General features: G+C 57.3%; 22 protein-coding genes. 7 read left to right on the top strand and 15 right to left on the bottom strand.

What is annotated here, in order from left to right:
• Positions 1–26: 26 nt before the first annotated feature.
• Positions 27–908, top strand: coding sequence for a LysR family transcriptional regulator (locus tag DSM110093_RS01570; protein ID WP_243266401.1), 882 nt, complete (start codon positions 27–29; stop codon positions 906–908).
• Between the two features lie 91 nt (positions 909–999).
• Here DSM110093_RS01570 and trpS read toward each other — a convergent pair whose 3' ends face one another.
• From trpS to DSM110093_RS01555, 3 genes are all read right to left on the bottom strand, one after another.
• Positions 1,000–2,001 carry a tryptophan--tRNA ligase gene (trpS, locus tag DSM110093_RS01565; RefSeq protein WP_243266400.1) on the bottom strand — a complete coding sequence of 334 codons (1,002 nt, stop codon included), beginning with the start codon at positions 1,999–2,001 and terminating at the stop codon, positions 1,000–1,002.
• 759 nt (positions 2,002–2,760) lie between these two features.
• Positions 2,761–4,044, bottom strand: a complete 1,284-nt coding sequence (locus DSM110093_RS01560; protein ID WP_243266399.1) for an SEL1-like repeat protein — start codon at positions 4,042–4,044, stop codon at positions 2,761–2,763.
• A gap of 185 nt (positions 4,045–4,229) precedes the next feature.
• On the bottom strand, positions 4,230–4,427 hold the full coding sequence (locus tag DSM110093_RS01555; RefSeq protein WP_243266398.1) for a hypothetical protein: 198 nt from the start codon (positions 4,425–4,427) through the stop codon (positions 4,230–4,232).
• Positions 4,428–4,461: 34 nt separating this feature from the next.
• Between DSM110093_RS01555 and DSM110093_RS01550 the strand changes: the two genes are divergently transcribed.
• On the top strand, positions 4,462–4,758 hold the full coding sequence (locus DSM110093_RS01550; RefSeq protein ID WP_243266397.1) for a hypothetical protein: 297 nt from the start codon (positions 4,462–4,464) through the stop codon (positions 4,756–4,758).
• A gap of 166 nt (positions 4,759–4,924) precedes the next feature.
• Here DSM110093_RS01550 and DSM110093_RS01545 read toward each other — a convergent pair whose 3' ends face one another.
• The 3 genes from DSM110093_RS01545 to DSM110093_RS01535 are packed head-to-tail and all read right to left on the bottom strand — an operon-like array spanning position 4,925 to position 7,369.
• Positions 4,925–6,010: an FAD-dependent oxidoreductase gene (locus DSM110093_RS01545; protein WP_243266396.1), complete on the bottom strand. Its 1,086-nt coding sequence runs from the start codon at positions 6,008–6,010 to the stop codon at positions 4,925–4,927.
• Positions 6,010–6,687 carry an SDR family NAD(P)-dependent oxidoreductase gene (locus DSM110093_RS01540; protein ID WP_243266395.1) on the bottom strand — a complete coding sequence of 226 codons (678 nt, stop codon included), beginning with the start codon at positions 6,685–6,687 and terminating at the stop codon, positions 6,010–6,012. Before DSM110093_RS01540 ends, DSM110093_RS01545 begins: the two co-directional genes overlap by 1 nt.
• Before the next feature lies 1 nt (position 6,688).
• Entirely contained in the window at positions 6,689–7,369 is a 681-nt protein-coding gene (locus DSM110093_RS01535) for a cupin domain-containing protein (RefSeq protein ID WP_243266394.1), read from the bottom strand.
• A gap of 126 nt (positions 7,370–7,495) precedes the next feature.
• Between DSM110093_RS01535 and DSM110093_RS01530 the strand changes: the two genes are divergently transcribed.
• Together DSM110093_RS01530 and DSM110093_RS01525 are read left to right on the top strand one after the other, a co-directional pair.
• Positions 7,496–8,041: a TetR/AcrR family transcriptional regulator gene (locus tag DSM110093_RS01530; RefSeq protein WP_243266393.1), complete on the top strand. Its 546-nt coding sequence runs from the start codon at positions 7,496–7,498 to the stop codon at positions 8,039–8,041.
• Positions 8,042–8,982: 941 nt separating this feature from the next.
• Complete coding sequence (locus DSM110093_RS01525; RefSeq protein WP_243266392.1) at positions 8,983–10,179, top strand: GAF domain-containing sensor histidine kinase; 1,197 nt, start codon at positions 8,983–8,985, stop codon at positions 10,177–10,179.
• Between the two features lie 512 nt (positions 10,180–10,691).
• On the opposite strand, the gene DSM110093_RS01520 is transcribed toward DSM110093_RS01525, so the two are convergent.
• Positions 10,692–11,585 (bottom strand): MBL fold metallo-hydrolase, encoded by an 894-nt coding sequence (locus DSM110093_RS01520; protein ID WP_243266391.1) that lies wholly within the window; start codon positions 11,583–11,585, stop codon positions 10,692–10,694.
• Positions 11,586–11,611: 26 nt separating this feature from the next.
• Complete coding sequence (locus DSM110093_RS01515) at positions 11,612–12,253, bottom strand: DsbA family protein (RefSeq protein ID WP_243266390.1); 642 nt, start codon at positions 12,251–12,253, stop codon at positions 11,612–11,614.
• A gap of 95 nt (positions 12,254–12,348) precedes the next feature.
• On the opposite strand from DSM110093_RS01515, the gene DSM110093_RS01510 reads away from it, so the two are divergent.
• From DSM110093_RS01510 to DSM110093_RS01500, 3 genes are all read left to right on the top strand, one after another.
• Positions 12,349–13,257: a LysR family transcriptional regulator gene (locus DSM110093_RS01510; RefSeq protein WP_243266389.1), complete on the top strand. Its 909-nt coding sequence runs from the start codon at positions 12,349–12,351 to the stop codon at positions 13,255–13,257.
• Between the two features lie 341 nt (positions 13,258–13,598).
• Positions 13,599–14,687, top strand: a complete 1,089-nt coding sequence (locus tag DSM110093_RS01505) for a DUF262 domain-containing protein (RefSeq protein ID WP_243266388.1) — start codon at positions 13,599–13,601, stop codon at positions 14,685–14,687.
• Entirely contained in the window at positions 14,684–15,328 is a 645-nt protein-coding gene (locus DSM110093_RS01500; RefSeq protein WP_243266387.1) for an MAE_28990/MAE_18760 family HEPN-like nuclease, read from the top strand. The genes DSM110093_RS01505 and DSM110093_RS01500 overlap by 4 nt, the downstream gene beginning before the upstream one ends.
• Before the next feature lie 178 nt (positions 15,329–15,506).
• On the opposite strand, the gene DSM110093_RS01495 is transcribed toward DSM110093_RS01500, so the two are convergent.
• From DSM110093_RS01495 to DSM110093_RS01465, 7 genes are all read right to left on the bottom strand, one after another.
• Entirely contained in the window at positions 15,507–16,493 is a 987-nt protein-coding gene (locus DSM110093_RS01495) for a putative sulfate exporter family transporter (protein ID WP_243266386.1), read from the bottom strand.
• Positions 16,494–16,513: 20 nt separating this feature from the next.
• Positions 16,514–17,791, bottom strand: coding sequence for a histidinol dehydrogenase (gene hisD, locus DSM110093_RS01490; protein WP_243266385.1), 1,278 nt, complete (start codon positions 17,789–17,791; stop codon positions 16,514–16,516).
• 4 nt (positions 17,792–17,795) lie between these two features.
• Positions 17,796–18,497, bottom strand: a complete 702-nt coding sequence (locus tag DSM110093_RS01485; RefSeq protein WP_243266384.1) for an amino acid racemase — start codon at positions 18,495–18,497, stop codon at positions 17,796–17,798.
• Positions 18,494–19,687, bottom strand: a complete 1,194-nt coding sequence (locus DSM110093_RS01480; RefSeq protein WP_243266383.1) for an aminotransferase class I/II-fold pyridoxal phosphate-dependent enzyme — start codon at positions 19,685–19,687, stop codon at positions 18,494–18,496. The genes DSM110093_RS01485 and DSM110093_RS01480 overlap by 4 nt, the downstream gene beginning before the upstream one ends.
• A gap of 14 nt (positions 19,688–19,701) precedes the next feature.
• Positions 19,702–20,715: a D-cysteine desulfhydrase gene (locus DSM110093_RS01475; RefSeq protein WP_243266382.1), complete on the bottom strand. Its 1,014-nt coding sequence runs from the start codon at positions 20,713–20,715 to the stop codon at positions 19,702–19,704.
• Positions 20,716–20,821: 106 nt separating this feature from the next.
• The gene (locus tag DSM110093_RS01470) at positions 20,822–23,260 is read right to left on the bottom strand and encodes an FAD-dependent oxidoreductase (protein WP_243266381.1); all 2,439 of its coding nucleotides are present in this window, start codon (positions 23,258–23,260) and stop codon (positions 20,822–20,824) included.
• A 153-nt stretch (positions 23,261–23,413) separates the two neighbouring features.
• A complete protein-coding gene (locus DSM110093_RS01465) occupies positions 23,414–24,388 on the bottom strand; it encodes a LysR family transcriptional regulator (protein WP_243266380.1) in 975 nt (324 codons plus the stop codon).
• Positions 24,389–24,516 lie beyond the last annotated feature (128 nt).

Raw genomic sequence — 24,516 nt, 5'->3', positions numbered from 1 at the left:
TGGTTCAAAAACGATCCGGATGACGCATGGCCTGGAAATCCCTTCCCGCCTTCCTTTCCGTTGCGCGACACGGCTCGCTCAGGTCCGCGGCCGAGCAACTGGGCGGGACACATGCAACCCTGCGCCGCCAAGTCGAGGCGCTTGAGGCACAGCTCGGCACGCAGCTCTTCCGGCGCGGCGCGGAGGGCTTGTCCTTGACCGCTGCCGGGCGGCTGCTGCTGCCGCAGGCGCTCGAAGCTGAGGCGGCATTGCTCAAGGGGTTCAATGCGGTGCAGGGGCTCGACCGCGAGGCCGCTGGGCGCATCCGGCTCTCGGCCGACCCTATGACAGCTCATTACCTGCTGGCGCCGGTGCTGGCCGAATTTGCCGCGCTCTATCCTGAGATCGAGATCGAGCTGCGGCTTGCCTATACGCCCGACTCGATCGCTCGGAATGAGACTGACGTCTCGATCCGCCACGCCGCCGCGATCGAGGACGACGCAGTGGGGCGCAAGCTCTTTCCACTTTCGATCGGCGTGGTGGCATCGCGGGACTACATCGACCGGGCGCTACCTGCGGCAGACCGCAATGGGCGCGGTCTGAGCTGGATCGGCTATGGGGACGTGCCCGAGCTTGCCACCATGATCGCAGAATCCGCCTTTCCGGAGGCGAGCGTCCGCCACTCTGTGCCCGACCCGGAAATGCATTTGCACTTGGTCCGCGCGGGCGCGGGGATGACCTTCCTTGCGACCTGGGTCACGGCGGTCTTCCCCGAGCTCCAACGCGTCCCCGGCACCGGGCTCGACCAGCGGCGTTCGACCTGGGTTCTCCTGCACAGCGATCTGCGCCGGGTGCGCCGGGTCCGGCTCTTCGTCGACTACCTTTGCAGCGCTCTCCAGGAACGGCGCGCGGCATTTCTGGGTTCTTAATTTGATCGACTTCCCGTTGAGGTCGGGACGCATGGTCAGACCGCTATCGAGACGAAACAGACCTTGATCCGGATTGTCCGACGCCGCTCACCTACAGTTGGAATAAACCTAAGGCATTCACCACCTCGCGCTTTGTCGTCTCGGTTCGCTCACGAGCCCGTTCCGTGCCCTCTTTGATTACCTCAAGAACGTATCCCCGGTCCTGGGAGAATTGCGCCCTGCGTTCACGAATTGGGGCAATGAGGTCTTGGATAATACCTTCCAAACGCGCCTTGATCTTGCGATCGCCAAGCCCGCCGCGTTGATACTGCGATTTGAGATTGGCAAGCTCGCCCTGGTCTTGGTCGAAGGCGTCGAGATAGGTGAAGACGACATTGCCTTCGATGCAGCCCGGGTCTTCGACACGCAGGTGGTTCGGATCGGTGTACATCGCTCTGACAGCTCTTCTAATTTCCTCCGACGATGCCGACAGCGCAATGGCGTTACCACCGGATTTCGACATTTTGGCCTTGCCATCGATACCCGGCAACCGACCTGATTTCGGGATGATCGCCCGAGCCTCGGGCAGCACGGGGCGACCTGCGACTGCATTGATCCGCCGCACGATTTCGTTCGTTTGTTCGATGAGCGGGGCCTGGTCCTCGCCGACCGGAACGACAGTTGCCTTGAAAGCCGTGATATCCGCAGCCTGTGCCGCTGGATAACAGAGAAACCCTGCGGGAATATCGCGCCCGAACCCACGCGCGCGAATTTCATCCTTGATAGTCGGGTTGCGTTCGAGCCGCGCGACCGTGACAAAATTCAGGTAGAGCATCGACAGTTCGGCCAGCGCTGGAAGTTGCGATTGCAGGCAGATCGCTGTGCGACCAGGGTCAATGCCCACGGCCAAGTAGTCAAGCGCGACCTCGATCACGCTACGACGCACTTTCTCTGGATCATGCGCGTTGTCTGTCAGGGCCTGGGTGTCCGCCAGCAGAAGGAATTGTTCATGGCTGTCCTGATAGCGCAGCCGGTTTGAAAGTGAGCCTGCATAGTGCCCGATGTGAAGCGGTCCAGTCGTGCGATCGCCTGTCAGTATGGTTGGCCTGTTCATTTACTTCTTCTCATAAAACGAGAGGCAGCGCATCGGGAAGCTTGGAAAACAAAAGGCCGCCCCTGCGGCGGCCTCGGAATACGTTTGGTCATCCGGCCACCCTGTCAGGAGGCCAGCCACCAAAACATTGCGATGGTCGTAGAGTTTTCCATAAAACACTAATTAACGTCGACATGATCGTGCGTCAATCGAATGGTGGAAAGGGTTTGATTCAGCCTTTCGCTGCAGGAGGAATGAAAGTCCGCTCAGTCCTGTGGATCGGCGTTACTGCGGCGCGCAGCGAAGGTCCGGTTTCCGCCCTTTCTGTAGGCCACCGTTCCCGACCAAAACCGGTTCTTACCCAAGACCATTATTCCGACGATGAAGCTTCCTCAAAGCGGACTTTCGCGGCACTTTTCAGAATTATCCAACAGGTAGAAGCAGGGAATGCGGGACGAAGCTGCCGGCTCGCAGCTTGCCGTGCTAATATTCTTTTGTCCCCGGGGCTTGTTGAAGGCGCAAAAAATCTCAATTCTACTCGGGCGGTTCGCCATCTACACAAGCAATATGAGACATAGGCGTATTTTTACGCCATGCGCTTTGAGTTCTTCCTGTTGCAGACTAAATGCGACCGCATCGCCGAGCTGAGGTAGCAAGCTTACGATATATCTCGGCTTGCTGCTTCCGAAGATTCATCAAAATTGCTTATAGCAGGCTTTAGCTTGACCCACAGACACAAGCACCCCGCCAGCCCGCTGATAGGGTGCTTGTGTTTTTTGTTCATCCGGCACGAAGACCCGGCATTCCGACTGACCAATTCGCGGCCAACGAAAGCGCCTTTTCCGCTTCGGCATCGTTTAGCTTCTGTCGAAACTCATGCCATGTCGCGCCGTCGGTAAATTCACCAAAATCGTGAGCTAATTGCTCATAGGCCAGCGCAAGGACGGAATCCAGCGGCACACCACGCCCCTCGTCATATAGCGTCGCCATCCAGCGCATGGCGCGCGGCTCGCCACATTCCGCAGCTTTGAAAAGCCATAGTGCGGCATCAATATCGCTTTGCTCGATCCCCTCCCAATTCAGATACATAAGGCCAATATTTAGATAGGCTACAGGTTCCCCGCCGTTTGCCGCGCGTTGATACCAAGCAAGCGCTTCATCCATATCTTTGGCAACGCCCCATCCCATTTGATATTGTTTGCCCATGTTGATCTCGGCGGCGGGCACACCCATTACGGCGGCTCTGTGGTACCATTCTGTTGCCCTTTGGTGATCCTGTGAGACACCGATCCCTTCATTGTACAAGTTACCCAGATTGATCTGGGCAGCAGGGTGATCTTGATTGGCAGCGGCAAGGTAATACGTCCTTGCTTTGGCATGATTAACGGGTATGCCCATGCCTTCATCATATATAAGGCCCAAGGTGTATTGCGCATCCGCCAGACTTTGGTCCGCAGCAATTTGCAAAAGACCAACGGCACGGTCGGGGTTTGGGTCAGAACCTTGCAAAACCAATACTGCTGCACGGTAAGCTGCCAGCGCGTAGGTCCTATCCGCCTTCAGACACTTTTCGTACCAGCTAAGCGCTTGGCCGGGGTCATGTGCCAGTTCCCCTCCTACATCGTGCATATTGCCCAAGTTGAACATTGCTTTGACGGACCCTTGTTCCGCCCCGCGAACAAAGTAGGACATCGCCACATCAAGATCAGCGTCGACGGCCAGCCCATTCCGGTAGCACACACCGACAGAGTTAAGCCCGCCCGCATGGTTCTGATCAGCGGCCTTCCGCACCCATTCGAGAGAGGTTACAAAATTCTGCGACACGCCCAACCCGTCAAAGTACAGGCGGCCCAACTCACATTGAGCTTCAGCATTTCCCTCGTTGGCTAAAGCACCGAAAATTTCATGCGCTCGATCATACTGACCTTCCTCCCGCGCTTTCATTCCACTTTCTATGTCGAATGATCCCGTGCCAAACGATTGGAATGGTTTCAATATACGGTCGAGAAGTGAGCCTTTGTTGCGAGTTTGCATTTTAAAGTATCCTCTATTGCCATGCCCCACGGCCTCAAGAACGCACGCCTTTATGGCGAGGTATCGACCTGATCTTGACCTAACGCTGCCGGCAGAGGATCACTACATACCTTGCCGGTTTTTTAAGAACAGGCTAAATTTGCAGCGAAGAATTGCTGAACCACTGGCCCGCCACGCATTTATCAATCGCCAAGGGTGGATGGCTTTCTCTCCACTCAATCCAAGGATGCGCTTTCGCTCATAGCGAATGACGGCTCTTCGCCATTCCTGAAACCTGCCGCTTCGGCCAAAACCTGATTTTCAGCATGCAATCCAAATGCTGCATTGCGGCCCCTTATAGAAGGCATTGGTTTCACCCTGGAAAACCAATAATTTTGCGTGGATCGCGGTGGCAAAATCTGGGTCAGGGCCATCAACGTGCCGCCTATCTTAACAAGGGCCGTAATTATGAGACTTGTAAAAAAGGCCATCAGCGGTGACCTTTCCATTGCTGAACCGGGCGATCCGCTTGCCTACCGCAAGGCTTGGCGTGAACATCGCCAGCACACGCCACTGAATATCCCAAGCTGCGTGGTCATCTGCGAAACGGTAAAACTCGACGCAAGACGCATAGAGCCCTGTCAGAAACGTTCCCAAACAGATGACTATGAACGCCCAAGTCATATCCCACCAGCGGCTATCAATCCTGACAACACGCCAACCAATCCCTTAGCGAGGTTACAGTCGATCACTGGCAACCTATAGATTGGCAAGGATCAGCACCGTAAGATTGCGCGCCCGAAATCCGGCGGTTTCGTCAACGTTTATCATCTATGTCACCATATTTCACCCGTACGCCCATCATGCCCTTTGGATTGGCGCAGCGTGCTCTTATTGGCCTAAAGGGGCCCCAAAACCATTCGTGCGGTGATCAGATCTGCATGGTTTCGTGCAACGCCAGCGTTCTGGCCACATGTTCTGCCGCCTCTAACGCGCCCTCAAGAAAGCCTCCGAATTCCGGGGCTGTCTCGGTCGAGGCAAATATCACCCCGCGTGCGGAAAGAGCACGCAGGTTGGTCGGCAAACCATAGCGGGGGTGGCTTCGGACCGGGTGACGATCCTGTGGCCGCGCGATGTCCGGAATGGTCGCCCAGTCCTGCAATACAAGGTGCATCGGGTCGGCCATTTCCGGACCGAACATCGCCGTCAGCTGCATCACCGCAAGGCGCATCATCTCATCTTTGTGCTGGGCACGTGCATCCGCGGGGACCCCGACGAAACCGAATAGCGCATAGGGACCGCCCTGCCTTGGTGAAGCATCATGGATTTCGACCATCGGCCCTTGCTGGCTCATGGCGTCGCCGGACAGCCCGGCTTTTCGCCAGTAAGGCTCGTCGTAGACCGCAACGATCTTGGCCTGACCGGCCATCCAGGTCGGTACGTTTTGTAGGGCCTGCATTCGGGCCGCATCCAGGGCAGGTTCAAAAGTAACGGTATCGGCGATGACCCGAGGCGGCATGGCCATCACGATCCTGTTGGCCTTGATGGTCTGTGCTCTGCCGTTTTGATCAACCTGGGCCGTGACGTTGTCGGCCGAATGATCGACCGACGTCAGCCGCGTGTTGGTAATAATCATTCCCGGGTCCAGCGCCTTGGTCAAGGCATCGACCAAACGGCCGATCCCTCCCGCCAAGCGGTAGGACCCCTCCATAGAGGCATAGCCGCGTCCGCGCTGCACGGTCCCGTTTTGCTCTTGATAGACCAAGTCACCTGTTGAGAACTGCTCAAACACAGGGATCTGAAATCGTTCAGCAAGGGCCGCGATGCGCAACTGGCCCGGCCAGAACCACGCAGGCCCAAGGTCGAACGCGCCGCCCGAAAACTCTTTGGTCAGGATACGCCCGCCAAGGCGGTCCTGTGCTTCAATCAGTAAGAAATCGCGGCCTTGGCGAGCCAGATGGTCGGCAAGCGCAAGACCCGACAGGCCACCGCCCACGATCAGAGTATCGGTCTGCATCAGAACCCCTCTCCCATCGGTCTGAGGTCCAGCTCATGGGTCCAGGTGGACCGAGGTTGATCCGCCAGCGCCAGATAGGTGCGGGCAATATCGGCTGGTTTTATCATCCTTGCAGGGTCCATTTTGTGCAGCGCGCGGCTGACATTCGTGTCAACAATCCCGTCAAGAACCACATGAACGACGTGGATACCCTGCGGCCCATATTCACGCGCCAGCGATTGGGTCAACGCCCGCAACCCTGCCTTGGCCGAGGCAAAGGCAGCAAAATTCCTGCCACCCCGCAGACTCGCTGTTGCGCCAGAGACGATGAAGGTGCCACCGCCATCTTCTACCATCGCAGGCAACACGCTTCGGGCCAGATTAACCGCCGAAAGCACCATCGCACGCCATGTTGCCTCAAAGTCTGCATTTGTGGTGTCCTCGAAGCCCCCGATCACCAACTTCGCCGCGTTGTGAACCACCAGTTTTGGTGCCCCAAGGGTTTGGATCAGGTCAGACACGGTTTGAGCCGTTTGAGCAGGGTCGGATAGGTCTACGGCATGTGTAGTGCCCGCCGCCGCATCGGGGATCGAGCGGTTGAGACCGACGGATGTATAGCCGTTCTGTGAAAAGACGCGCATTAAGGTTTGCCCAAGCCCGGCACCCGCCCCGCCAATGATTGCAAGTGGATCTGACATCTCAACCTCCGACATTGAGGGCTGTTGGCGTTTCCGCAAGATGGCCGGATTTGATCCAAAGCCGCGCGCCCTTGGGCCCGGAAACGACGTTCAGCGGCGTGTGGGGCGGTAGGCGCAGCCAAGAATTGATCGCGAAGACCTCATCGCCTTCGATAAATCTGCCTTCGATCACAAGGGCTTCGAACCCGTTGTGGCCGGTCTGCGCAACCGTCACATCGGCCGCCCAAAGCTCGATCCGCACCCGTTCCCGCGCATCCTCGAACAGCGGGATTTCTGAAACACCCGCACGCACTGGCTTCGGGGTCTGGGTGGTGGTGTCTATGGTGATCTGCTGACGGTCATTCATGTCAAACTGCCACAGCTTGACGAAGATCGTCGCCCCCGCAGCCGAGCTTGGGGTATGCGAAGACGTCGGCGGGTTGCGCACGTAGGTGCCAACCGGGAAGTCACCGTGTTCATCCTGAAAGACGCCCTCAAGCACCAGAAACTCTTCGCCGCCCGTATGGGTGTGCGCCGAAAACGCGCTGCCCGACGCATAGCGGACGATGGTCGTCGCCCGCGCGACTTCGTCCCCGATCCGGTCCAGCATCCGCCGGTCCACGCCCTTCATCGGGGATGCAACCCACGGCTCCCTGTCCGAATGTACAAACGCACGTTCATCAAAATTTGCGTTCAGGTCCATGGTGCATCCTTCCGGTTCAGCGCGAAGAGGCGCTACATAACTACCTATCAGTTGGTAGGCTTCCAGTTAGATATTGCCCTCCCCACTGTCAACACCTATCTACCACATGATAGACAGGAGTCTCACATGCCACCGACAATGAAAGACAAGATCCTTGATGCCGCTGAAAAGCGTGTCCGCGGTGCGGGTTTCTCAGCGATGAGCTTTCGCGATCTGGCAAGCGATGTCGGCATCAAAAGCGCAAGCGTTCACTATCACTTTCCGACCAAACCCGATCTGGGCGAAGCATTGGTTGATCGCTACACCAGCCAGTTCAAAGAGGAACTTGAACAGATCGGCACGACAAGCTTGCAAACGGCGTTGGACAACTACGTTGCGCTCTACTCTCAAGCGCTTGTTTTGGACGAAACCATCTGTCTTTGCGCAATCATGGGCGCAGAAGCGATCGGGCTGCCCAAGAATGTAAACCAGAAAACAAAAGCATTTTTCAAAATGAACAGGATATGGCTGCTTGACCTGTTCCAACGCAATGGCGTTCAAAACCCCGAAGACACGTCCTGCCTCATCGTCGCGGCGCTGGAAGGCGGCATGATCGTTGCTTCATCCTCCGACGATCGTGCGATGTTCGACCAGATCGCCAAGGCCGCGATCCGAAGTATCGCAAAGATTTGACGTCTACAAAGAGCACTCTTGGTTGCCGATAGCTGCGCTTGTACGTCGAGAAACTGTATCACCGCACTGAACGTCCTATTTTTCGAGTTCAACTATGCCGGTTGCGCAGGCAATCAAAGACCACTTTCCGCCCAAGGTTTCGGTCGACATGAACGGCCCAAAGCGGACGCTTGGTTCGGTTCCGAAGTACTGCAGCTGCGGCGAACCAAGCCGCCATTCGGAGCAATAGCAAATCTTGTGACGTCTTCCTTTGGATCTGTAATTTAGCCTGTGAACTCGCAACTGGAGCTTTCGCAAGTGCAATGGATAATCGCCAACGACTTTGTGTAGGATATTAAGATCTGTTCAGCACCCTTAAGTCACCCGCTCGCAGCCCCCCCCCCCTTTCCGAATCAATCCTATGCGGACCTATGACGGCCAATCTTGGCTTGTCATTTCGGTTCCTTTCCTTTCGGCCCCCGCGGGCTAAGTCATCATGAAGGCGTAGCTCAAGGTCACAGCAGCCCATTATGCTTTCAGCGCGAGAAAAGAGAGACACGGATGACAGTTCGCAAATCCCCGCAAGAACCCTCAAAACGAGAGACTATCGCCGAGCGGACCAGTGCTGCCGCAACCGAAATCATTGGTAAAGAAACCAGCCAACGATTGCAAAAGAGTGCTCGGCTGCGTGCAGCCCGGTTGTCGCAGGAGCAGGCTGGGCTTTCCAGGACTTCAAAGACAGCTTGAAGATGCCCGCGCCATCTAATTCCAACAGTATAGGCTGGAAGTCAGTTGGCGAGGCATCCTACTGGTCGCTACCATGGTAAGAAAAACTTTGCCGCTACGGAATTCAATCCCCTTCTGTGCTTCAAAGGCACCCGCTAATCTGACTGACTTTGAGTTGGCGACGCGCTAAGGTTCGATATCGGCTCGAGCCTAACTTAGTTCAGTAGAGGTAGCACTTGTTAGAACAACACGACTTCCGGGCCGACATCGACGCTGTCGGTCGCAGCAACGCAATTCTTACCCTTTTAGAAACCGTCGCGTTGGCCACCGGGATGGGATTTGCAGCAGTCGCACGAGTTACTGAATCTCGGTGGGTAACTTGTCGTGCTATCGATCACATTTCATTCGGACTAATGCCGGGGGACGAGTTGGATGTCGAAAGCACACTTTGCCACGAAGTGCGGCAATACAACCAGGAGATCGTTATCGACGATGTCTATGCCGATGAAACCTATGTCGACCACCACTGTCCTTCTCGCTATGGATTTCGTGGCTATATCTCTGTCCCAATCTATCTTCAGGACGGCTCCTTCTTTGGCACTCTGTGTGCCATCGATCCGCAACCTCGTAAGCTGAAGAATGACCGCGTGCTGTCGATGTTCAGACTTTTTGCGCAAATTATCGGCGAGATTCTGGATGCCGACGAGGAACTGACTGCCAGCCGAGAGGCCGTAGCACACGAACAAGAGCTGGCCCGTATTCAAGAGCGTTTTATTGCCATCCTGGCCCATGATTTGCGCAATCCCGTCAATGCGCTCAAAGCTGGCCTACGCCTGATAGCGCGGCGAAATATCGATGATAAGACGGTTGAGCTGGTCGACCTGATGCGTGGCTCGGCCAATCGGATGGAGCATCTGATTGAAAACCTTCTCGATCAGGCCCGCCGTCGCCAAGGCGAGGGCATCGTTATTGATAAAACCTTGAGCTCAACCTTGAAGCCAGCGCTGCACCAGATTGTCGCAGAACTTCAAGCGGCGGCACCGGACCAGAAGATCGAAACCAACTTTGATCTCCTTGAACCAATCGCTTGTGACGTGCCTCGTATATCTCAAATGTGTTCGAACCTTCTGGCGAATGCGGTGACCCACGGGGCTTCGGGTGCGCCCATCCAAGTGGAGTCCACCGCGATAACAGGGAACTTTTCGCTGTCGGTCACCAATTCGGGAAAGAAGATTCCTGATGACATGTTGCCCAGTCTCTTCCTACCATTCGAGCGCCGCAAAGACCGCCCGAGCCGAGAAGGGTTGGGGCTGGGACTTTTTATCGCCTCCGAAATCGCGAAAGGGCACGGGGGCACCCTGGACGTGTCATCAGACGACAACCGCACTGTCTTTACCTTCCAGATGCCCATCCGGGAAGCGACCACAACTTGAGGATCTGGAGTGTTGGTTGGGGCTGATCATCGACACGCCACGGATGCTCGAAGCGTCAGTTTTCAAGGGACAACTCAATTCAAGCTCCCATCAACAGTCTCGGCAGCCTGCCGAAACGCTCCCCGCCCATTCCTGCCGTTCACCTCACCTCGGTTATGCTGCGGTGCAGCCCGTCAGGCCGGCCATTCGCTGCACCCGCGAAATCAGAGGCCGCTCGAACTCACAGTCTGCGGACAAAGCCGCCGCCGACACTTTTGGTTTGAACGGCCGCTCTCCGCGAATGGCGTCGATCAACACGAACGTCCCTGAACCGACCTTCATCACCACGACTGGAGCCGCGCCGCAGCATCCTCCACAATGCTGACCTCCGCAGCGCTACTGACGCATGGTATTTTCTGGCGATCTCAAGGGGGGCTTATCCAAAACGAAGCGAGAGCGGCCAAGATTTCTCGGCCGCTTTCGTTTGACGAGTTTCATAGGTGGCAAGCGCCGCGAAACGGATCAGGCGAGGGTCAACCCCATTTCATCTCGCCCGTCAGAACCTTGGCGCCGACATCCAATGCGACGCTCATCCCCAGATCGGGGTAACGGGCTGTCATTGCTGCGTGCAGCTCTTCCGAATTTTCCGCGGTAGCCAGCTCTTCCTCAATGGCCAGAAGATACCCTTTCGTGAATTCCACTGCATCCAGACCCATCGGTGCGTCCAGCGTCATGTGGCCGGGCACAACAACCTGCGGATTGCGGGCGATGATCGCGTCAAGATTGGCGATCCATGCGGCGCGCTGTTCCTTGGTCGGGGTGTCAGCTGTCCAGACATGCGTGCCGGAAAAGACCATAACACCACCGAACACGGCCTGCAGGTCTTCGACCCAAAGATAGCGACGGTTCGCCGGCCCATCGGCCGCGACAATCTCGATGGCGTGACCATCCACTGTCAACGTCGTGCTGTCGTCAGCGTCGGGAATGATCACCTCTGCCACAGTTGCAGGGCCGTTTTCGCCCAGTTGCGGCCCCCATGTTTCGACCTTTTTGGCCACGTTGGCGTTGATGGCCGCAACGGTTTCGCTGGCTGCGATGACGCGGGCCTCGGGGAAGGCTTCGACGATCGGGCTTAGGCTGAAGTAGAAATCAGGGTCGCTCTGGCTGATATAGATCGTGGTCAGGGTCTTGCCTGTCGCCTTGATTTTTTCGGCCAATGCGCGGCCATCGGGGAGGGTGAAGCCGCCGTCAATCAGCACGGCCTCGTTTGCGCCTTCAATCAGAACCGGAGCGCGGTAAAAGCCGTTTTCGCCAGCAGGGAAATGTGTCCAGGTGAGGCCGTTTTCATCGGCAAATGAGAGTCTGGGCGCGATCAGGGCGGCGGCCCCGGCTGCGGTGGAAAGTCTTAGAATGTCTCTGCGATTCATTGTTTTGTCCTTTTGTTAAACTGGGCTCAGGCCAGCCCGAGTGCGGCGCGTACCGCATCGGGGCCGGAATATAGGGTGCTGGAGTCCAGCCCGCGGCGGGTGCCATCGACCTCGGCAATGAGGGCGGGAACGCCTTGCAGGTTAAACGCCGTCATCAATTTGCGGGCCTCTGCGGTACGGGTTTGGACCAGATCAACGAGGGCGGCGTCAGGTGTCGAAACTCGCGCGGCGGCATCGGCAAGTCCAAGGTCGGCCAGCAGGCGTGCGACGACCACAGAGGAGGTCACATCCTTGCCATCCACATATCGTGCCGATTGAATGGCCACGAGCGCCTCGATCACGCGATCAGGGCTGCTGTCAGCCACCGCCGTTACAGCAAGAGTTGCTACTGTGGAGTCCAAAGACGCATCGTCGGCCCCCAGAACATCGCGGCGATAGGCTTCGGTGAATGGTCGACCGCTTAATTTGGCGATGCGCTGATCGTTTGCCCAGGCTTGCGTTGCGAAGCTTTTCATCGGACGCGCGCCGCTGCCGGCGAACAGTCCGGTCGCATGTGGCTGAAGGTCGATGTCGGCATCAGTCGCAAATGTGCCAATGGTCGCCGAAGCGCCGTAGCACCAGCCGCAGAGCGGATCAAAAAGATAATGCAGTGTCGTTTTCTGTGTCATGGTCTGTCTCCTTGGTCCCTATATACGCGCATCAATTACCCGCGATAAGATAAACAATTTTGACACTGCGTATGCTAAAGACTTACAATCTGGTCATGACTAAATCACATAACCTTAACCGTCTTGCCTATTTCGCGGCCGTGGTCGAAACCGGCTCCTTCACCAATGCCGCAGACCGCCTTGGCGTGACAAAGGCCGTGGTCAGCAGCCAAGTCACGCAGTTGGAGCAAGAGCTGAAGGCAGCTTTACTGGTGCGCAACACGCGCAAGGTCAGTGCCACCGAGGCGGGCAAACTGTTCTACACGCGCTGCGCGTTGATCCTGATCGAGGCGGAAGAAGCCTTCAGCGAGCTATCGCAACTCTCAGAGCAGCCCGTGGGCACATTGCGCATTACCGCCCCAAATGATTACGGTACGGCGATCGTGGCCCCGCTTGTTGCGGCGTTCCGGCGTCAATACCCCGAATGTCAGGTAGAGCTATACCTCGGGGATGATCACAGGGATCTCATGGCGGGCGCGCTTGATCTGGCCATTCGGGTCGGGTGGCTGCGCGATTCCACCCTGTTGGCGCGCAAGCTGGGCGGGTTTCGACAGCTTCTCGTCGGCGCGGGCGACAAATCCGGCCAGTTTGATTACATTCAACACCCCAGCGATCTCGCCACGTCACCCTTCGTCGCTAACAAGGCGCTGTCTAATCCGTTGCACTGGTTGTTCGAAAACACCGCTGGCGAAACGGCCTCCGTCACAATGCAAAGCGATCTTTCAATCGATAGCGCGCCAGCGATCATGGCCGCCGTGCAGGAAGGAGCAGGTTTGGCGATCCTACCTGACTATCTGGTGCATGATCGTCTGACCTCGGGCGCGCTGACACAGGTATTGCCCGCGTGGCAACTCCCTGAAGGGGGGGTCTTCGCGGTGCTTCCGGCGGCAAAATTCCACGCCGCAAAAGTATCTGTCTTTACGGAAATGCTGCGGCAAGCGGAAAAGGTAAGGAGCAGTGGTTGAGCGCCATAGGCCCGCACTATCTCTGGATATTCGTGAATGCCCACTATCACTAATGGGGAGCCGTATGTGCAAATACAGCTAACGGCAGGTCTCCGCTCTTCGCACGTGCCGCAGCATAGGTCAGTTTGGGCTCACTGCCGCCGTTAGATCGGTTGCAGCATGTCCGCCCTTCAAGCCGCACTGGGCCGATGAGGACGGCCCAGAGCTGCCGTTCGCCCGCTTTGGATATGTTGCAGTGCAGCTAACCAGCCCTTTGCGTCGGCAAGTTGTTTCTGAGGTTCACTTCTTGTGAACTGTCTGGCTACTGTGCTTCGATAAACAGCATTGCAAGGGGCATCAGCGTGACGATACTTGAAGAGGTAGAGAAAGGCCGCAAAGAAATCCGCACCGACGACTACGCGATGTCGATTGGCGAATGGGTATCTATGTATGAAGACGGTGATCTGGACATTCATCCTGAGTTTCAGCGATTTTTCCGCTGGACAGAAGAGCAAAAGAGCAATCTCGTCGAGTCCATACTTCTCGGTATCCCGCTCCCACCCATCTTTGTTTCTCAGCGCGAAGATGGTGTGTGGGACGTGATTGACGGCTTACAGAGGCTATCAACAATTTTTCAGTTGATGGGCATTTTCGTAGATCACAAAGGTGTCAAGCAAGACGCGCTGGTTCTTACAAAAACCAAGTACATTCCATCGCTTGATGGAGCAAGCTGGGACGGGGAAAAACCAATTCCACCAGAACTTAAGCGGATTTTGCGGCGAAATAAACTTAGCGTCAGTATCATTCTTCGGGAGAGTGACGAGAACACAAAATTTGATCTGTTTGAACGATTAAACACAGGAGGAACTAAGCTTAGCAATCAGGAAGTGCGCAATTGCATTTTGGTTATGGTCAATCAGGATTTCTACAACTGGATACGAGAGCTCTCCAATGACGAAAACTTTGTCGCTACAACTGCGCTCAGCGATAAGAACCTACAGGAAGCATATGATGTGGAACTCGTTTTGCGGTTCCTGCTGCTGGTAGACGCAAGTGAGGATGAGTTGAAATCCGTTGGCGACGTCGGAGTTTACCTTAGCACAAAAATGGTTGAGCTGGCGAAAGACGCCGCCTTCGACCGTGGCTATTGGGAGGCGCGCTTCAGAGGCGTGTTTCAGTTGCTTTCGGATCACGTCGGTGACGCCTCATTTAAGCGCTATTCAAATGCCAAAGGCCGTCATGAAGGTGGATTTGTTATTTCTCAATATGAGGCCGTAACAGCTGGCGTAGCTGCTCGTATTGATGCGGAGTTGGATGAGGCGGCAACAGCGACGCGAGTTCAACAACTTTGGGAACATGAAGAATACACTGAATGGGCCAAATCTGGAGTTACGGCCGCCCGGAGACTTCGTCGAATAATACCATTTTCTCGCTCTCACTTCACCAAATGAAAATCCGTACTGTTGATGATCTTGTCAGAAAGATTGCAGAGGATAGAGTTTGGCGAATTCGAGAAATCTCTATGCTTAAACGAGCATGTCTCAATCCGAAAAGTAGCGACCGTGAAAAGGAAGTACAACGACGATCAATGATCCCGTTGGCCTATGCTCACTGGGAAGGCTTTGTGAAAGGAACCGGGCAAAATTATCTGAATTTTGTCGCAAGTCAGAGGCTAACCCTTTCTGAACTCACGCCATGTTTTCAGTCAATATACTTTAGTATCGAGATGGCTGGCGAGCTTCGAGCTGAGAAGCGATACAAAGTCTTAAACGTGTTGAAGAAGCTGGAAGAGAGTTCGAAAAATCGGGTACATATCAGAACCAAAGGAGTAATATCGACACAAGACAACTTAAATAGCGATGCTTTGCGCGATGTCTGTCTGAATTTGGGATTAGACTTTTCCAATTTTTCGCCTTTTGTGCCTTTTATCGACAAAATTCTTCTCGCCAAACGCAACTGTATTGCACATGGTGAAAATATCTTCATCACAGAGGAAAACGTAGATGAGGTTTGTTCTAATGTAGTTACCTGTATCGACCAATTTAGGAATGAAGTTGAAAACTCTGCTGTCAACGGTAGCTACAAGCGATAAGCGAGCCCGCAAAAACTCTAAACTGAAAGATTTTTGTTGGTCTACGTAGCCGTCAGCGCTGCCGCAATGTCAGCTCTTGAATGGGTCAGAAGTGTATGCATGCAAATGCAGCGAACTTCCGGAATCCGCCCAGAGAACTTGCAACATGCCAAACTTCGCACAGCTGGATAGGCACCTTCTAAATTCCAAATAAGACCATGAAGGCAAGAGCCGCGCAAAGGAGGAACAACGTTTCGACTACCAAAATGATGCTGTAGCTGAGTTTGACCTTTACGACCTTGGCGAGACTCGTTTTCACCCCTAAGGCCGCTATTGCGATGACCAAACACCATTTCGATAGCTCGTTCAGCAAGGCGAGCACTGCACTCGGCAGCATCTCCAAATTTGCCAAGACCGCACAACTGGCAAACATCACCAGAAACCACGGCACGCCGAGCGACTGCTGCTGCGCGCCTCTGAAGCTGAACATCACGACCAGCATCACGACGGGCAGAAGTGCGACGCGCAGGATCTTGACGTAGGTGGCAAAGACACCGGCCTCGTCACTGATGGAGTACCCTGCCCCTACCACCTGCGCGACATCGTGGATCGTGGCGCCAACCAGAAAGCCGCTTTCGATATCGCTGAGACCCAGCGACTGGAAAAGAATGGGATAGGTGATCATTGCGATGGTCGACAGGGCTGTGACCCCGATCACAACGAAAAGCGTGTCCTGCTCACGGTCTTTATGCGGGGGAAGGACGGAGGTGATCGCCAAAGCCGCTGAGGCCCCGCAAATCGCGACTGAACCGCCCGCCAGCATGCCAAAAGCGGTGCGGCGACCAAAGAAACGGGCCATCACCACGCCGCACCCAAAGGTTGCCAGAACGAAGCCGATAATGGCGATGACGGGGGTAAGCCCAAGACTCATGACCTCCGCCAACCCCAATCGCAAGCCCAGCAGACCGACCCCAAAGCGCAGCAGCGCTTTCGCGGCAAAATCGACCCCAAGGGCGCAGGAGCTGTCTTCCGACAGGAAGTGAAAGGCCATGCCGAGCAGTAAGGCAAAGAGCATCACAGGCGCGCCATAGTGGTCAGACAAGAAGGTGGCAGCTACCGCGATGACAGTCGCAAGCAGCAGCCCCCCGGCGTAGGGGGAGACGCGGGATTTAACGGTCAGTAACATAGGTTTTCCTCAGCGCAGCTTCAGGCCGTCTGCTGTTTCAGCCGCAACTCGGCAGAACGGGCATGTCCTTCCATCCCCTCCATCCGGCTGATGCGGGCGGTGCGCAGGGCCAGCTCATGCGAGGCCTCGGCATCGCAACGTTGCCATGTCACGGTCTTGGTAAACTTGTGGACGGACAAGCCACCGGTATAGCGCGCAGCTCCGCTGGTCGGCAGCACATGGTTCGGGCCCGAGGTCTTGTCGCCAAAGGCAACCGTGGTCTCCTCTCCCAGAAACAGCGAGCCATAAGCAGAGAGCCTGCCTAGCCACCAGTCGAGGTCTTCGGCCTGCACCTGAAGATGTTCCGGCGCGTAGCGATCGGCCACTTGGGCGGCTTCTTCGCGGGTGTCGCATAAGACCACCTCGGCGCGTTCCGCCCACGCCACGCGTGCGGCGCTGGCGTTTGGCTCGGGCAGGCTGTCGATCATCTCCGGCGCGCGTTTCAAAACTGTTTCTGCCAGCCCACGGTCCGTCGTGACCAGCCAAACCGGACTGTCGGCCCCGTGTTCCGCTTGGCTGACAAGATCCCAAGCAACCGTTTCTGGGTCTGCGCTATGATCGGCGACGACAAGTGAATCGGTCGGACCTGCGAACATGTCGATCCCCACAGCGCCAAACAACATGCGCTTGGCCTCCGCCACATAGCTGTTGCCAGGACCGACGAGGATATCAGCAGGCGCACCCCCAAACAGCCCCCTCGCCATGGCCGCGACCCCCTGCACCCCCCCGAGGTTCAGGATCAGGTCCGCCCCGCAAAGGTCCATCGCAAAGACAATCGCATCAGGAATACCAATGCCGAGGCGCGTGGGCGAGCAAGCGGTGATATGCGGCACGCCTGCGACTTTGGCGGTGGTGATCGTCATCAAAGCGCTGGCGATATGGCTGTATCTGCCGCCGGGTACATAGCAGCCCGCGCTTGAGACGGGGATTTGCTTTTGGCCCGCAATCAGCCCCGGCATGACTTCGATTTCGCAATCGGCCATTGTCGCCTTCTGTGCTTCGGCGAAGCGACGGATGTTGGCATGCGCGAAGCGGATATCGTCCTTCAGGTCTTGCGGCACCCGCGCAGAGGCGGCGGCGCGCTCTGCTGCAGAGACCGGGATGTCCCCGGTCCAGCCATCAAGGTCACGCGCATAGCCCCGCACGGCTGCCTCGCCGCCCTCTTCAATTTTGGTAAGCATCTGTGCAACCAGGCTGCGAATGTCTTTGCCCTCGACCGCAGGGCGGGTCTCGACTTGCTTCAGATACGTGATTGCCATGCTCTTACCTCGGTTCAATGTGGGAATGTCGATGGATGGCCTCGGCCAATACGTCGATTGTGTCGATGATCGGAACGGGGGCGGTCAACGCCGGGGCAAGCAACGAAAACTCTGAACAGGCGACGAATAGAAGCTTGGCCCCCTGCTCGGCCAATTCGGTGGCCGCCCCGGTCAATGTCTGCTGCGCCTGTGGGGAGGCCCCCTGCGCCTTGATCAGCCGGATCGCGGCCAACATGCGATCGGCATCGGCAGGCCAAAGGGCCGTCAGCCCGGCGCGCTCCAACGCCCCGTTAAACACACCGGCCATGCGCACGGCGGGAGAGGCGAGGATGCCAATGGCGGAGCCAGAAGGAAGCTGCTGCGCCGCGCGGTCAATGGACAGTGTCACCATGTTCAAGAACGGGATCGAGACTGCCGCTTCGATCGCCGGAGCGTAGTGATGGGCGGTGTTGCAGGGCATGGCGAGGGCCGTGGCCCCGGCCCGTTCCAACCGCTGCGCCATAGTTGCCAACGACGGGCCGGGATCCTCTCCCGTCCCCTCGATCAGATGCGCGATCCGCGACGGCACCTGCGGGTTCATATCGATCAAAAGCGGTAGATGATCAGCGTCGTCGTCTGCATCCACGGTGGCAAGCACACGCTGCTGCAAAAGGATCGTCGCCTCCGGCCCCATACCGCCCAACACGCCAACGACCGGGCGGCTCATGACGCCACCTCACCCACTGCAGCGCAAATCAGGTCGGCGATCAGCGAGCAATCGTCCAGCGAGAAGCTGAGCGGCAGGCGCATGTCGAACAGGGTCGCCATGATCCGGTCTGTCTCCGGCAGGCTCTGTGCCGGAACATAGCGCCAAGAAGGATGCGCGGAGGTAAAGCCCGCAGGTTCTTGCGCACCGAACCATTTAAGCTCCACCCCACGGGAAGCGGCAGCCTCCAATACTGCGCGGCAGGCGTCGGGGGTGAAGTCCGGCAAACGGAATTGGATGGAGGATCCGACATGCGTCTCGGCGGCGGGGAGGTTGATCGTCGCCACGCGGTCCTGCGCTTCCAGCCTCTTTTCAACCAGCGCATAGCGCGCGTTCCAGCGGGCGATGTTGCGGTCGAGATCGGCAAGCTGCGGACGCAGGATTGCCGCACGCAAAGCGTCCATCCGGGCGGAGCAATTAGGCATGTCATAGCGCGCATCGGCAAAGGCCTCTGGCGCCGGTCCGGCGCCATGGCGTTCGTAGAGCATATAGCTGCCAGACAAGACCGTCGCTCGAGCAGTAAGGTCGGGGTCATCGGTGGTGAGCAAGCCCCCCTCGCCAGAATTCATGTGTTTGTAAGTCTGGGTCGAGAAACAGGCCAATTTGCCGAAATTTCCGGACCGCATGCCGTTCCACCGTGCCCCCATCGTGTGGGCGCAATCTTCGATCACGGTCACCTGCTCTGCGTCACAGGTCGACATCAGCCGGTCCATGTCACACAGATGCCCGCGCATATGAGACAGCAGCAGCACCCGCGCGCCGGAACTGGCGATTTTGCTTTGCAGATCATCGAGGTCAATCCGCAGGTTCTCGTCAATCTCGACCAACACCGCATCGCCGCCCACCGCCCGGATCGCACCGGGCACTGGGGCCAGCGTATAAGCGTTGGTCAGCACCTTAGCGCCGGGCCCCACGCCACAGGCGCGCAGGGCGATTTGCAACGCCTGCCCGCCTGAGGTGACGGCAAGGCAGAATTTGCTGCCCTGCCAATCACGATATTCGGTCTCAAGCTGGGCCACGTCCCCTGCCTCATCCGGCAAAAGGTTGTAGCGGTGCAAGCGCCCCGATTGCAGAACCGCAACTGCGGCTGCGATCGCGCTCTTGGAAAGCGCCTCTTGCTGAGTGAAACTGCCGGTAAACCTGCGCGTCACGAGAGCTGTCCTCTTTACAGATTGACCCGGCGGTTGGACATGTCGAAGGCGAAGTCATAGCCACCAAGCGCCGCTGCTCCGCCAGTGTGGAGGAATACGACGCGCTCGTCTTTGAACTCGCCTTTACGGGCGAGATCGATCAAACCAGCCGCGCCCTTTGCGGAGTAGCAAGGATCAAGCAGGATGCCTTCAAGCTCGGCGAACATCTGGATCGCCTCAATCCCGCTGTCGGTGGGGATTCCATAGCCGTCGCCAACGTAATCGGTGTTGGCCATCACGTCCTCGCGCTTGACTACGCCGGGGCAGCCCAGCTTTTCTGCGGTTTTGCAGGCGAGGTCATAGACCATCTGTTCCTGTTTGGGCTGAGGCGCACGGGTGCCGATGCCGAGGATGGGGATTTGGGCGTTCATCGCGCACATGCCGGTGACAAGCCCGGCCTGCGTGCCCGAAGAGCCCGTGCCGTGGACCAAGCGGTCGATCTTCATCCCAGAGCTGTTCACCTGATTAAGGAGCTCAAACGCGCAGTTCACATAGCCCAAAGCGCCCGTGGGGTTCGAGCCGCCACCGGGGATGACATAGACCTTATGTCCCTCAGCCCGTTTCTGCCCGGCAGCCTTTTCCATTTCGCCGGGCATGTCGTGACCGCCAGGGAATTTCTCGGTGGTGGCACCGTGGAGATGGTCCAGCAGCACATTGCCGTTGGTATTATAGTTGGCATCGTCATAGCCAGTGCGGTCTTCCAACAGGATGTGACAGGCCAACCCCAGCTTGGCCGCGGCTGCGGCGGTTTGACGGCCATGGTTGGTTTGGGTGGCGCCTTGGGTCATCACCATATCCGCGCCTTGTTCGATGGCCTCTGCCATCAAAAATTCCAGTTTGCGGGTCTTGTTGCCGCCCGTCGAAAGACCAGTACAGTCGTCGCGTTTGATCCAGATCTCGGTGCCAAGTTCCTTTGACAGCCGTTTCATATGCTCAACCGGTGTCGGCAGATGGGCAAGGTGGACGCGGGGAAAACGGGATAGATGCATGGGTGTTCCTTAAATTTGCTGTGGTGTGAGCGGCGTGGCGCGCTGCTGCGAGATGGGCTTGCGGATCTGACAGGGGCTGGAATTGCTTCGGCCTCCGCTCGTCATTTTATCCGCGCATGCGGGCGTAAGACGGATCATAGGGCGACGCCTCGATCACCTCGGTGCCGACCATTTCCCCATATAGATCAAGCGGGATCTGTGTGCCGGGCGTAGCCAGTGTGGGGTCAACAAAAGCATAGGCGAGGTTCATGCCAACCCGGTGCCCCCAGTCGCCCGAGGTCACGGTGCCGACCACCTTGCCGTCTTGCATCAGCGAGGCGCCGCCATGCGCGGGGGCGTGGGTCGCGTCGACCTTAAGTGTCACCAGCTTCTTGCGCGGCCCTTTTGACATGCGCTTGTGCAGCGCCGCTTTGCCAATGAAATCTGCAGGCTTGTCGGGTTTCACAAAACGGTCCAGCGCGGTCTCGAATGGGTCGAATTCGGTCAGAAGATCGGCTTTCCAGTGCATGAACCCCTTCTCTAACCGCATCGCGTCAACGGCACGGGCACCGAAGAGCTTCAGACCATGCGCCGCGCCAGCCTTGCGCAGCGCCAGATAGGCCGCATAGAGCGCGTTATTTGGCACGTGAATTTCATAGGCCAACTCGCCCGAGAAGCTGACACCGAGCACGGTGGCAGGCACAAAACCGATGAAGCATTCCTTCACGCTTAGCCATGGGAACGCCTCTTTCGACCAGTCGCCGCGAGAACAGGCGCTGAGCACATCGCGCGCCTTTGGGCCCGCGAGCACGAGGATCGTCTGGTCGTTGGTCAGGCTGCGGATCTGCACCTCTTCATCATCACGCAGATGCATCTGCAGCCAGTCCATGTCGTGATATTCGCTGGCGGCTGCCGAGCCGTACCAGACACGCTGCGGACCGCGATCTGAAGCGGGCAGATTGGCCACCGTGGCCTCGCCCTTGACCATCCCGTGGTGGTTCAGCAGGTAGCCCAGGCCCACCCGTCCGTCGCGCTTGGTCACGGCACCGCAGAACATCCGGTCAAGAAAGCTGTGCCGGTCGCTGCCGGTGATCTCGAACCGATTGAAGCCGTTTACTTCGCAAAGGCCGACATTCTCCTGCACGTTCTTCACTTCAGCCGCGACCACGTCAAAGGCTTCGTCGAAGTTGAAGCTCAGGGTTGGATGGAAGTCCGGCGACGGCTTGATGTAGTCGACCCGTTCCCAGCCGTTGACGACGGTGAATTCGGCCCCTTCAGCAGCCATCACCGGGGTCAACGGTGTGGTTTTGGCAGGCCGCGCTGCGGGGCGATGCTCATGCGGGAAATGGAAGCGGAATTCGTTCTGGTAGTCCTCGATGGCCTTGAGTGCGGTGAGCTCGACATTGGCATGGCCGGTGAAACGGCGTGGGTCGATCACCCAAGTGTCATACTGCGCTTCGCCATGGACGATCTGCTGAGCCAGCAACCAGCCGTGCCCCCCGCCCTCGCCCAGACCTGCGCGCAGGCCGATGATACAATAGGCGTTGCGCTTGCCGGGAATCGGGCCGACCAGCGGCGCGCCGTCGATGGTATAGGTGATCGGGCCGTTGACAATGGACCGGATGCCGGTCTCGGCCAGCGCGGGCATACGCTCAAAGGCACCTTCGAGCACGTCCATGACCCGCTCAAGATCATCCGGGCAAAGGGCGTTGACGAAATTCGGGTCGATCCCGTCCATCCCCCAAGTCTTGCAGTCCTGCTCATAAAAGCCGACCAGCAAGCCGTTCTTTTCCTGTCGGCTGTAGTAATCCGAGATCGGACAACGCAACAGAGGCATGCGGTGACCGGCCTCAACAATGGCGGGAATGTCTTCGGTCAGAAAATACTGGTGCTCCATCGAGGCCACCGGATGATGCACCCCCATCATGCTGCCAACCTCATTCACCCGGTAGCCACAGGCGTTGACGACGATATCACAGTCGATATCGCCATGTTTGGTGTGGACCGTCCAGGTGTCGTCTCTGTGCTGCGTCAGGGCGGTGACCGGCGTATTGCGGTAGACCTCGGCCCCGGCCTTGCGTGCGTGATAAGCTAAAGCCTGACAAAGCTGTGCGGGATCGATGTCGCCGTCCAAAGGGTCCCAAAGCCCGCCCAGCAAGTTCTCAGTCGAGATCAGCGGGTGGCGTCGAGCGCATTCTTCGGCGTCGATGACTTCCAGATCCACATCCATGCCGCGCGCCATTGAGGCAAAATGGCGATAGCCCTGCATCTGCGCTTCAGTGTTGGCCAGTCGGATGCCGCCGTCCGCGTGGTGGTAGTTGATCGGATACTCCGGGTCTTCGGACAAACGTTTGTAAAGGTTGATGGAATGGGTCTTAAGCCCCACCATTGTCTGGTTGCCGCCGAAATTCGTGACCTGCGCCGCCGAATGCCAAGTTGTGCCTGACGTAAGCTCATCACGCTCAACCAAGACGACATCTGTCCAGCCTTCTTGTGTGAGGTGATAAAGCGTCGAGCAGCCAGCGATACCGCCGCCGATAACAACCACTTTGGTCCGAGATTTCATGGGGTGCGCCTCCGATACATATTGAGATCAGAGGGGCAGAGCGATGGTCAAACAGCAAACGCTGACGTGGGTGTTCGAAAAAATCAAAAGATAGTTTCGATAATATGCTTAGAGCGATTTTCAGGCGGTAGAAGGGTCTCCGCCCCGCCCCCGTTAATCAATCAGCTGGAAACTCTCTGCCAACCAAGGTTCGCTGGCGTGCAACGGTTCAATCGCGTGCTGGCGAATGAGGTCGCGGACTTTGGCGTCGACCAATTCGACGACGGAGCGAGAACAATCTGGTGTGGTCATTAGAGCCAATGTCCGAGCAAAAGCCTTGCCCGGAAAGCGATGCATGCGCAGATCGCCGTGAAACCGCTTGGCGCGGGAAAACAACAGCGGGGTTGTGATTGTCCAGCCCGCGCTTGCCGCCACCATCGCCATCAAGGTTTGGTTATTGCTGCATTCGAACCGATGCGGGGATGTCACCCCCAAGCGCCGCAAGTGGGTGTCGATCTGCCGGGCGATCATCAGGTTGCCGGAGAACCGCAGGAAGGGCAGCTTTGCCGTGCCCTCCATGATCTGCGTGAGGGACTCCGGGACAAGGCGTGGCAGTACGATGATAAAAGGGTCGCGCAAGAGCGGGCGCTCTTGCAAATCGCTGATCGATTCCCCCGGCGCGGTGCATATGCCGAGGTCAAGCTGGCGGTTGCGCAGCATACCGATCAGGTCGTGGCTTACCCCGGTGTGATACATGAAATCACAGGTGGGCATCATCTTGGTCAGTGAGACGGCCAAATACGGCACGATATCGCTTTCAAAGTCCTCAATTGCACCAATTCTGAGAAAACTCGCGTCGGCCACGCTGCCCGCCGATGCCTCCGCCTTAGCCCGGCGGATCGTGCGCAGCGCTTCGTCGATCTTGCGGGAAAAGACCTGTCCTTTGGGCGTCAGAACCATCGGGCGCCGCGCATGGTTGAACAGCTCTACGCCCAGGTGGTCTTCCAAACTACGCAGATGATGCGACACGGTGCTTACCGTCAATCCGGCATCCCGCGCCGCGGCTTGCAGCGAGCCTTCCTTGGCGCAGACCTGAAACAGTTCGAGCGATTTCAGGCTGATATCTCTTGCGGCTTTGGTTCGAGACATGGCGGCGTCCTATTCCTGCTGACGTTACGTTAACTAATCGCAATTTTTGAAAGTATAAATATCAAATCTTCGCAGGAGGCATTTGGTCTTCTGAGGTTGCCCAAAAACGTGGAAGCCTCAGACCACAT

Source organism: Sulfitobacter sp. DSM 110093 (genome assembly GCF_022788715.1).
Taxonomy (GTDB): Bacteria; Pseudomonadota; Alphaproteobacteria; order Rhodobacterales; family Rhodobacteraceae; genus Sulfitobacter.
Note: the sequence above shows the minus strand (reverse complement) of the source record. Positions and strands in the feature narration are given on the sequence as shown.

Coding starts and splice junctions, on each gene's coding strand:
- DSM110093_RS01470 (WP_243266381.1), bottom strand. CDS start 23,260: ATGAAATCTCGGACCAAAGTGGTTGTTATCGGCGGCGGTATCGCTGGC.
- DSM110093_RS01550 (WP_243266397.1), top strand. CDS start 4,462: ATGAGACTTGTAAAAAAGGCCATCAGCGGTGACCTTTCCATTGCTGAA.
- DSM110093_RS01500 (WP_243266387.1), top strand. CDS start 14,684: ATGAAAATCCGTACTGTTGATGATCTTGTCAGAAAGATTGCAGAGGAT.
- DSM110093_RS01495 (WP_243266386.1), bottom strand. CDS start 16,493: ATGTTACTGACCGTTAAATCCCGCGTCTCCCCCTACGCCGGGGGGCTG.
- DSM110093_RS01535 (WP_243266394.1), bottom strand. CDS start 7,369: ATGGACCTGAACGCAAATTTTGATGAACGTGCGTTTGTACATTCGGAC.
- DSM110093_RS01545 (WP_243266396.1), bottom strand. CDS start 6,010: ATGCAGACCGATACTCTGATCGTGGGCGGTGGCCTGTCGGGTCTTGCG.
- DSM110093_RS01555 (WP_243266398.1), bottom strand. CDS start 4,427: ATGGCCCTGACCCAGATTTTGCCACCGCGATCCACGCAAAATTATTGG.
- DSM110093_RS01475 (WP_243266382.1), bottom strand. CDS start 20,715: ATGCATCTATCCCGTTTTCCCCGCGTCCACCTTGCCCATCTGCCGACA.
- DSM110093_RS01540 (WP_243266395.1), bottom strand. CDS start 6,687: ATGTCAGATCCACTTGCAATCATTGGCGGGGCGGGTGCCGGGCTTGGG.
- DSM110093_RS01530 (WP_243266393.1), top strand. CDS start 7,496: ATGCCACCGACAATGAAAGACAAGATCCTTGATGCCGCTGAAAAGCGT.
- DSM110093_RS01485 (WP_243266384.1), bottom strand. CDS start 18,497: ATGAGCCGCCCGGTCGTTGGCGTGTTGGGCGGTATGGGGCCGGAGGCG.
- trpS (WP_243266400.1), bottom strand. CDS start 2,001: ATGAACAGGCCAACCATACTGACAGGCGATCGCACGACTGGACCGCTT.
- DSM110093_RS01570 (WP_243266401.1), top strand. CDS start 27: ATGGCCTGGAAATCCCTTCCCGCCTTCCTTTCCGTTGCGCGACACGGC.
- DSM110093_RS01465 (WP_243266380.1), bottom strand. CDS start 24,388: ATGTCTCGAACCAAAGCCGCAAGAGATATCAGCCTGAAATCGCTCGAA.
- DSM110093_RS01510 (WP_243266389.1), top strand. CDS start 12,349: ATGACTAAATCACATAACCTTAACCGTCTTGCCTATTTCGCGGCCGTG.
- DSM110093_RS01520 (WP_243266391.1), bottom strand. CDS start 11,585: ATGAATCGCAGAGACATTCTAAGACTTTCCACCGCAGCCGGGGCCGCC.
- DSM110093_RS01515 (WP_243266390.1), bottom strand. CDS start 12,253: ATGACACAGAAAACGACACTGCATTATCTTTTTGATCCGCTCTGCGGC.
- hisD (WP_243266385.1), bottom strand. CDS start 17,791: ATGGCAATCACGTATCTGAAGCAAGTCGAGACCCGCCCTGCGGTCGAG.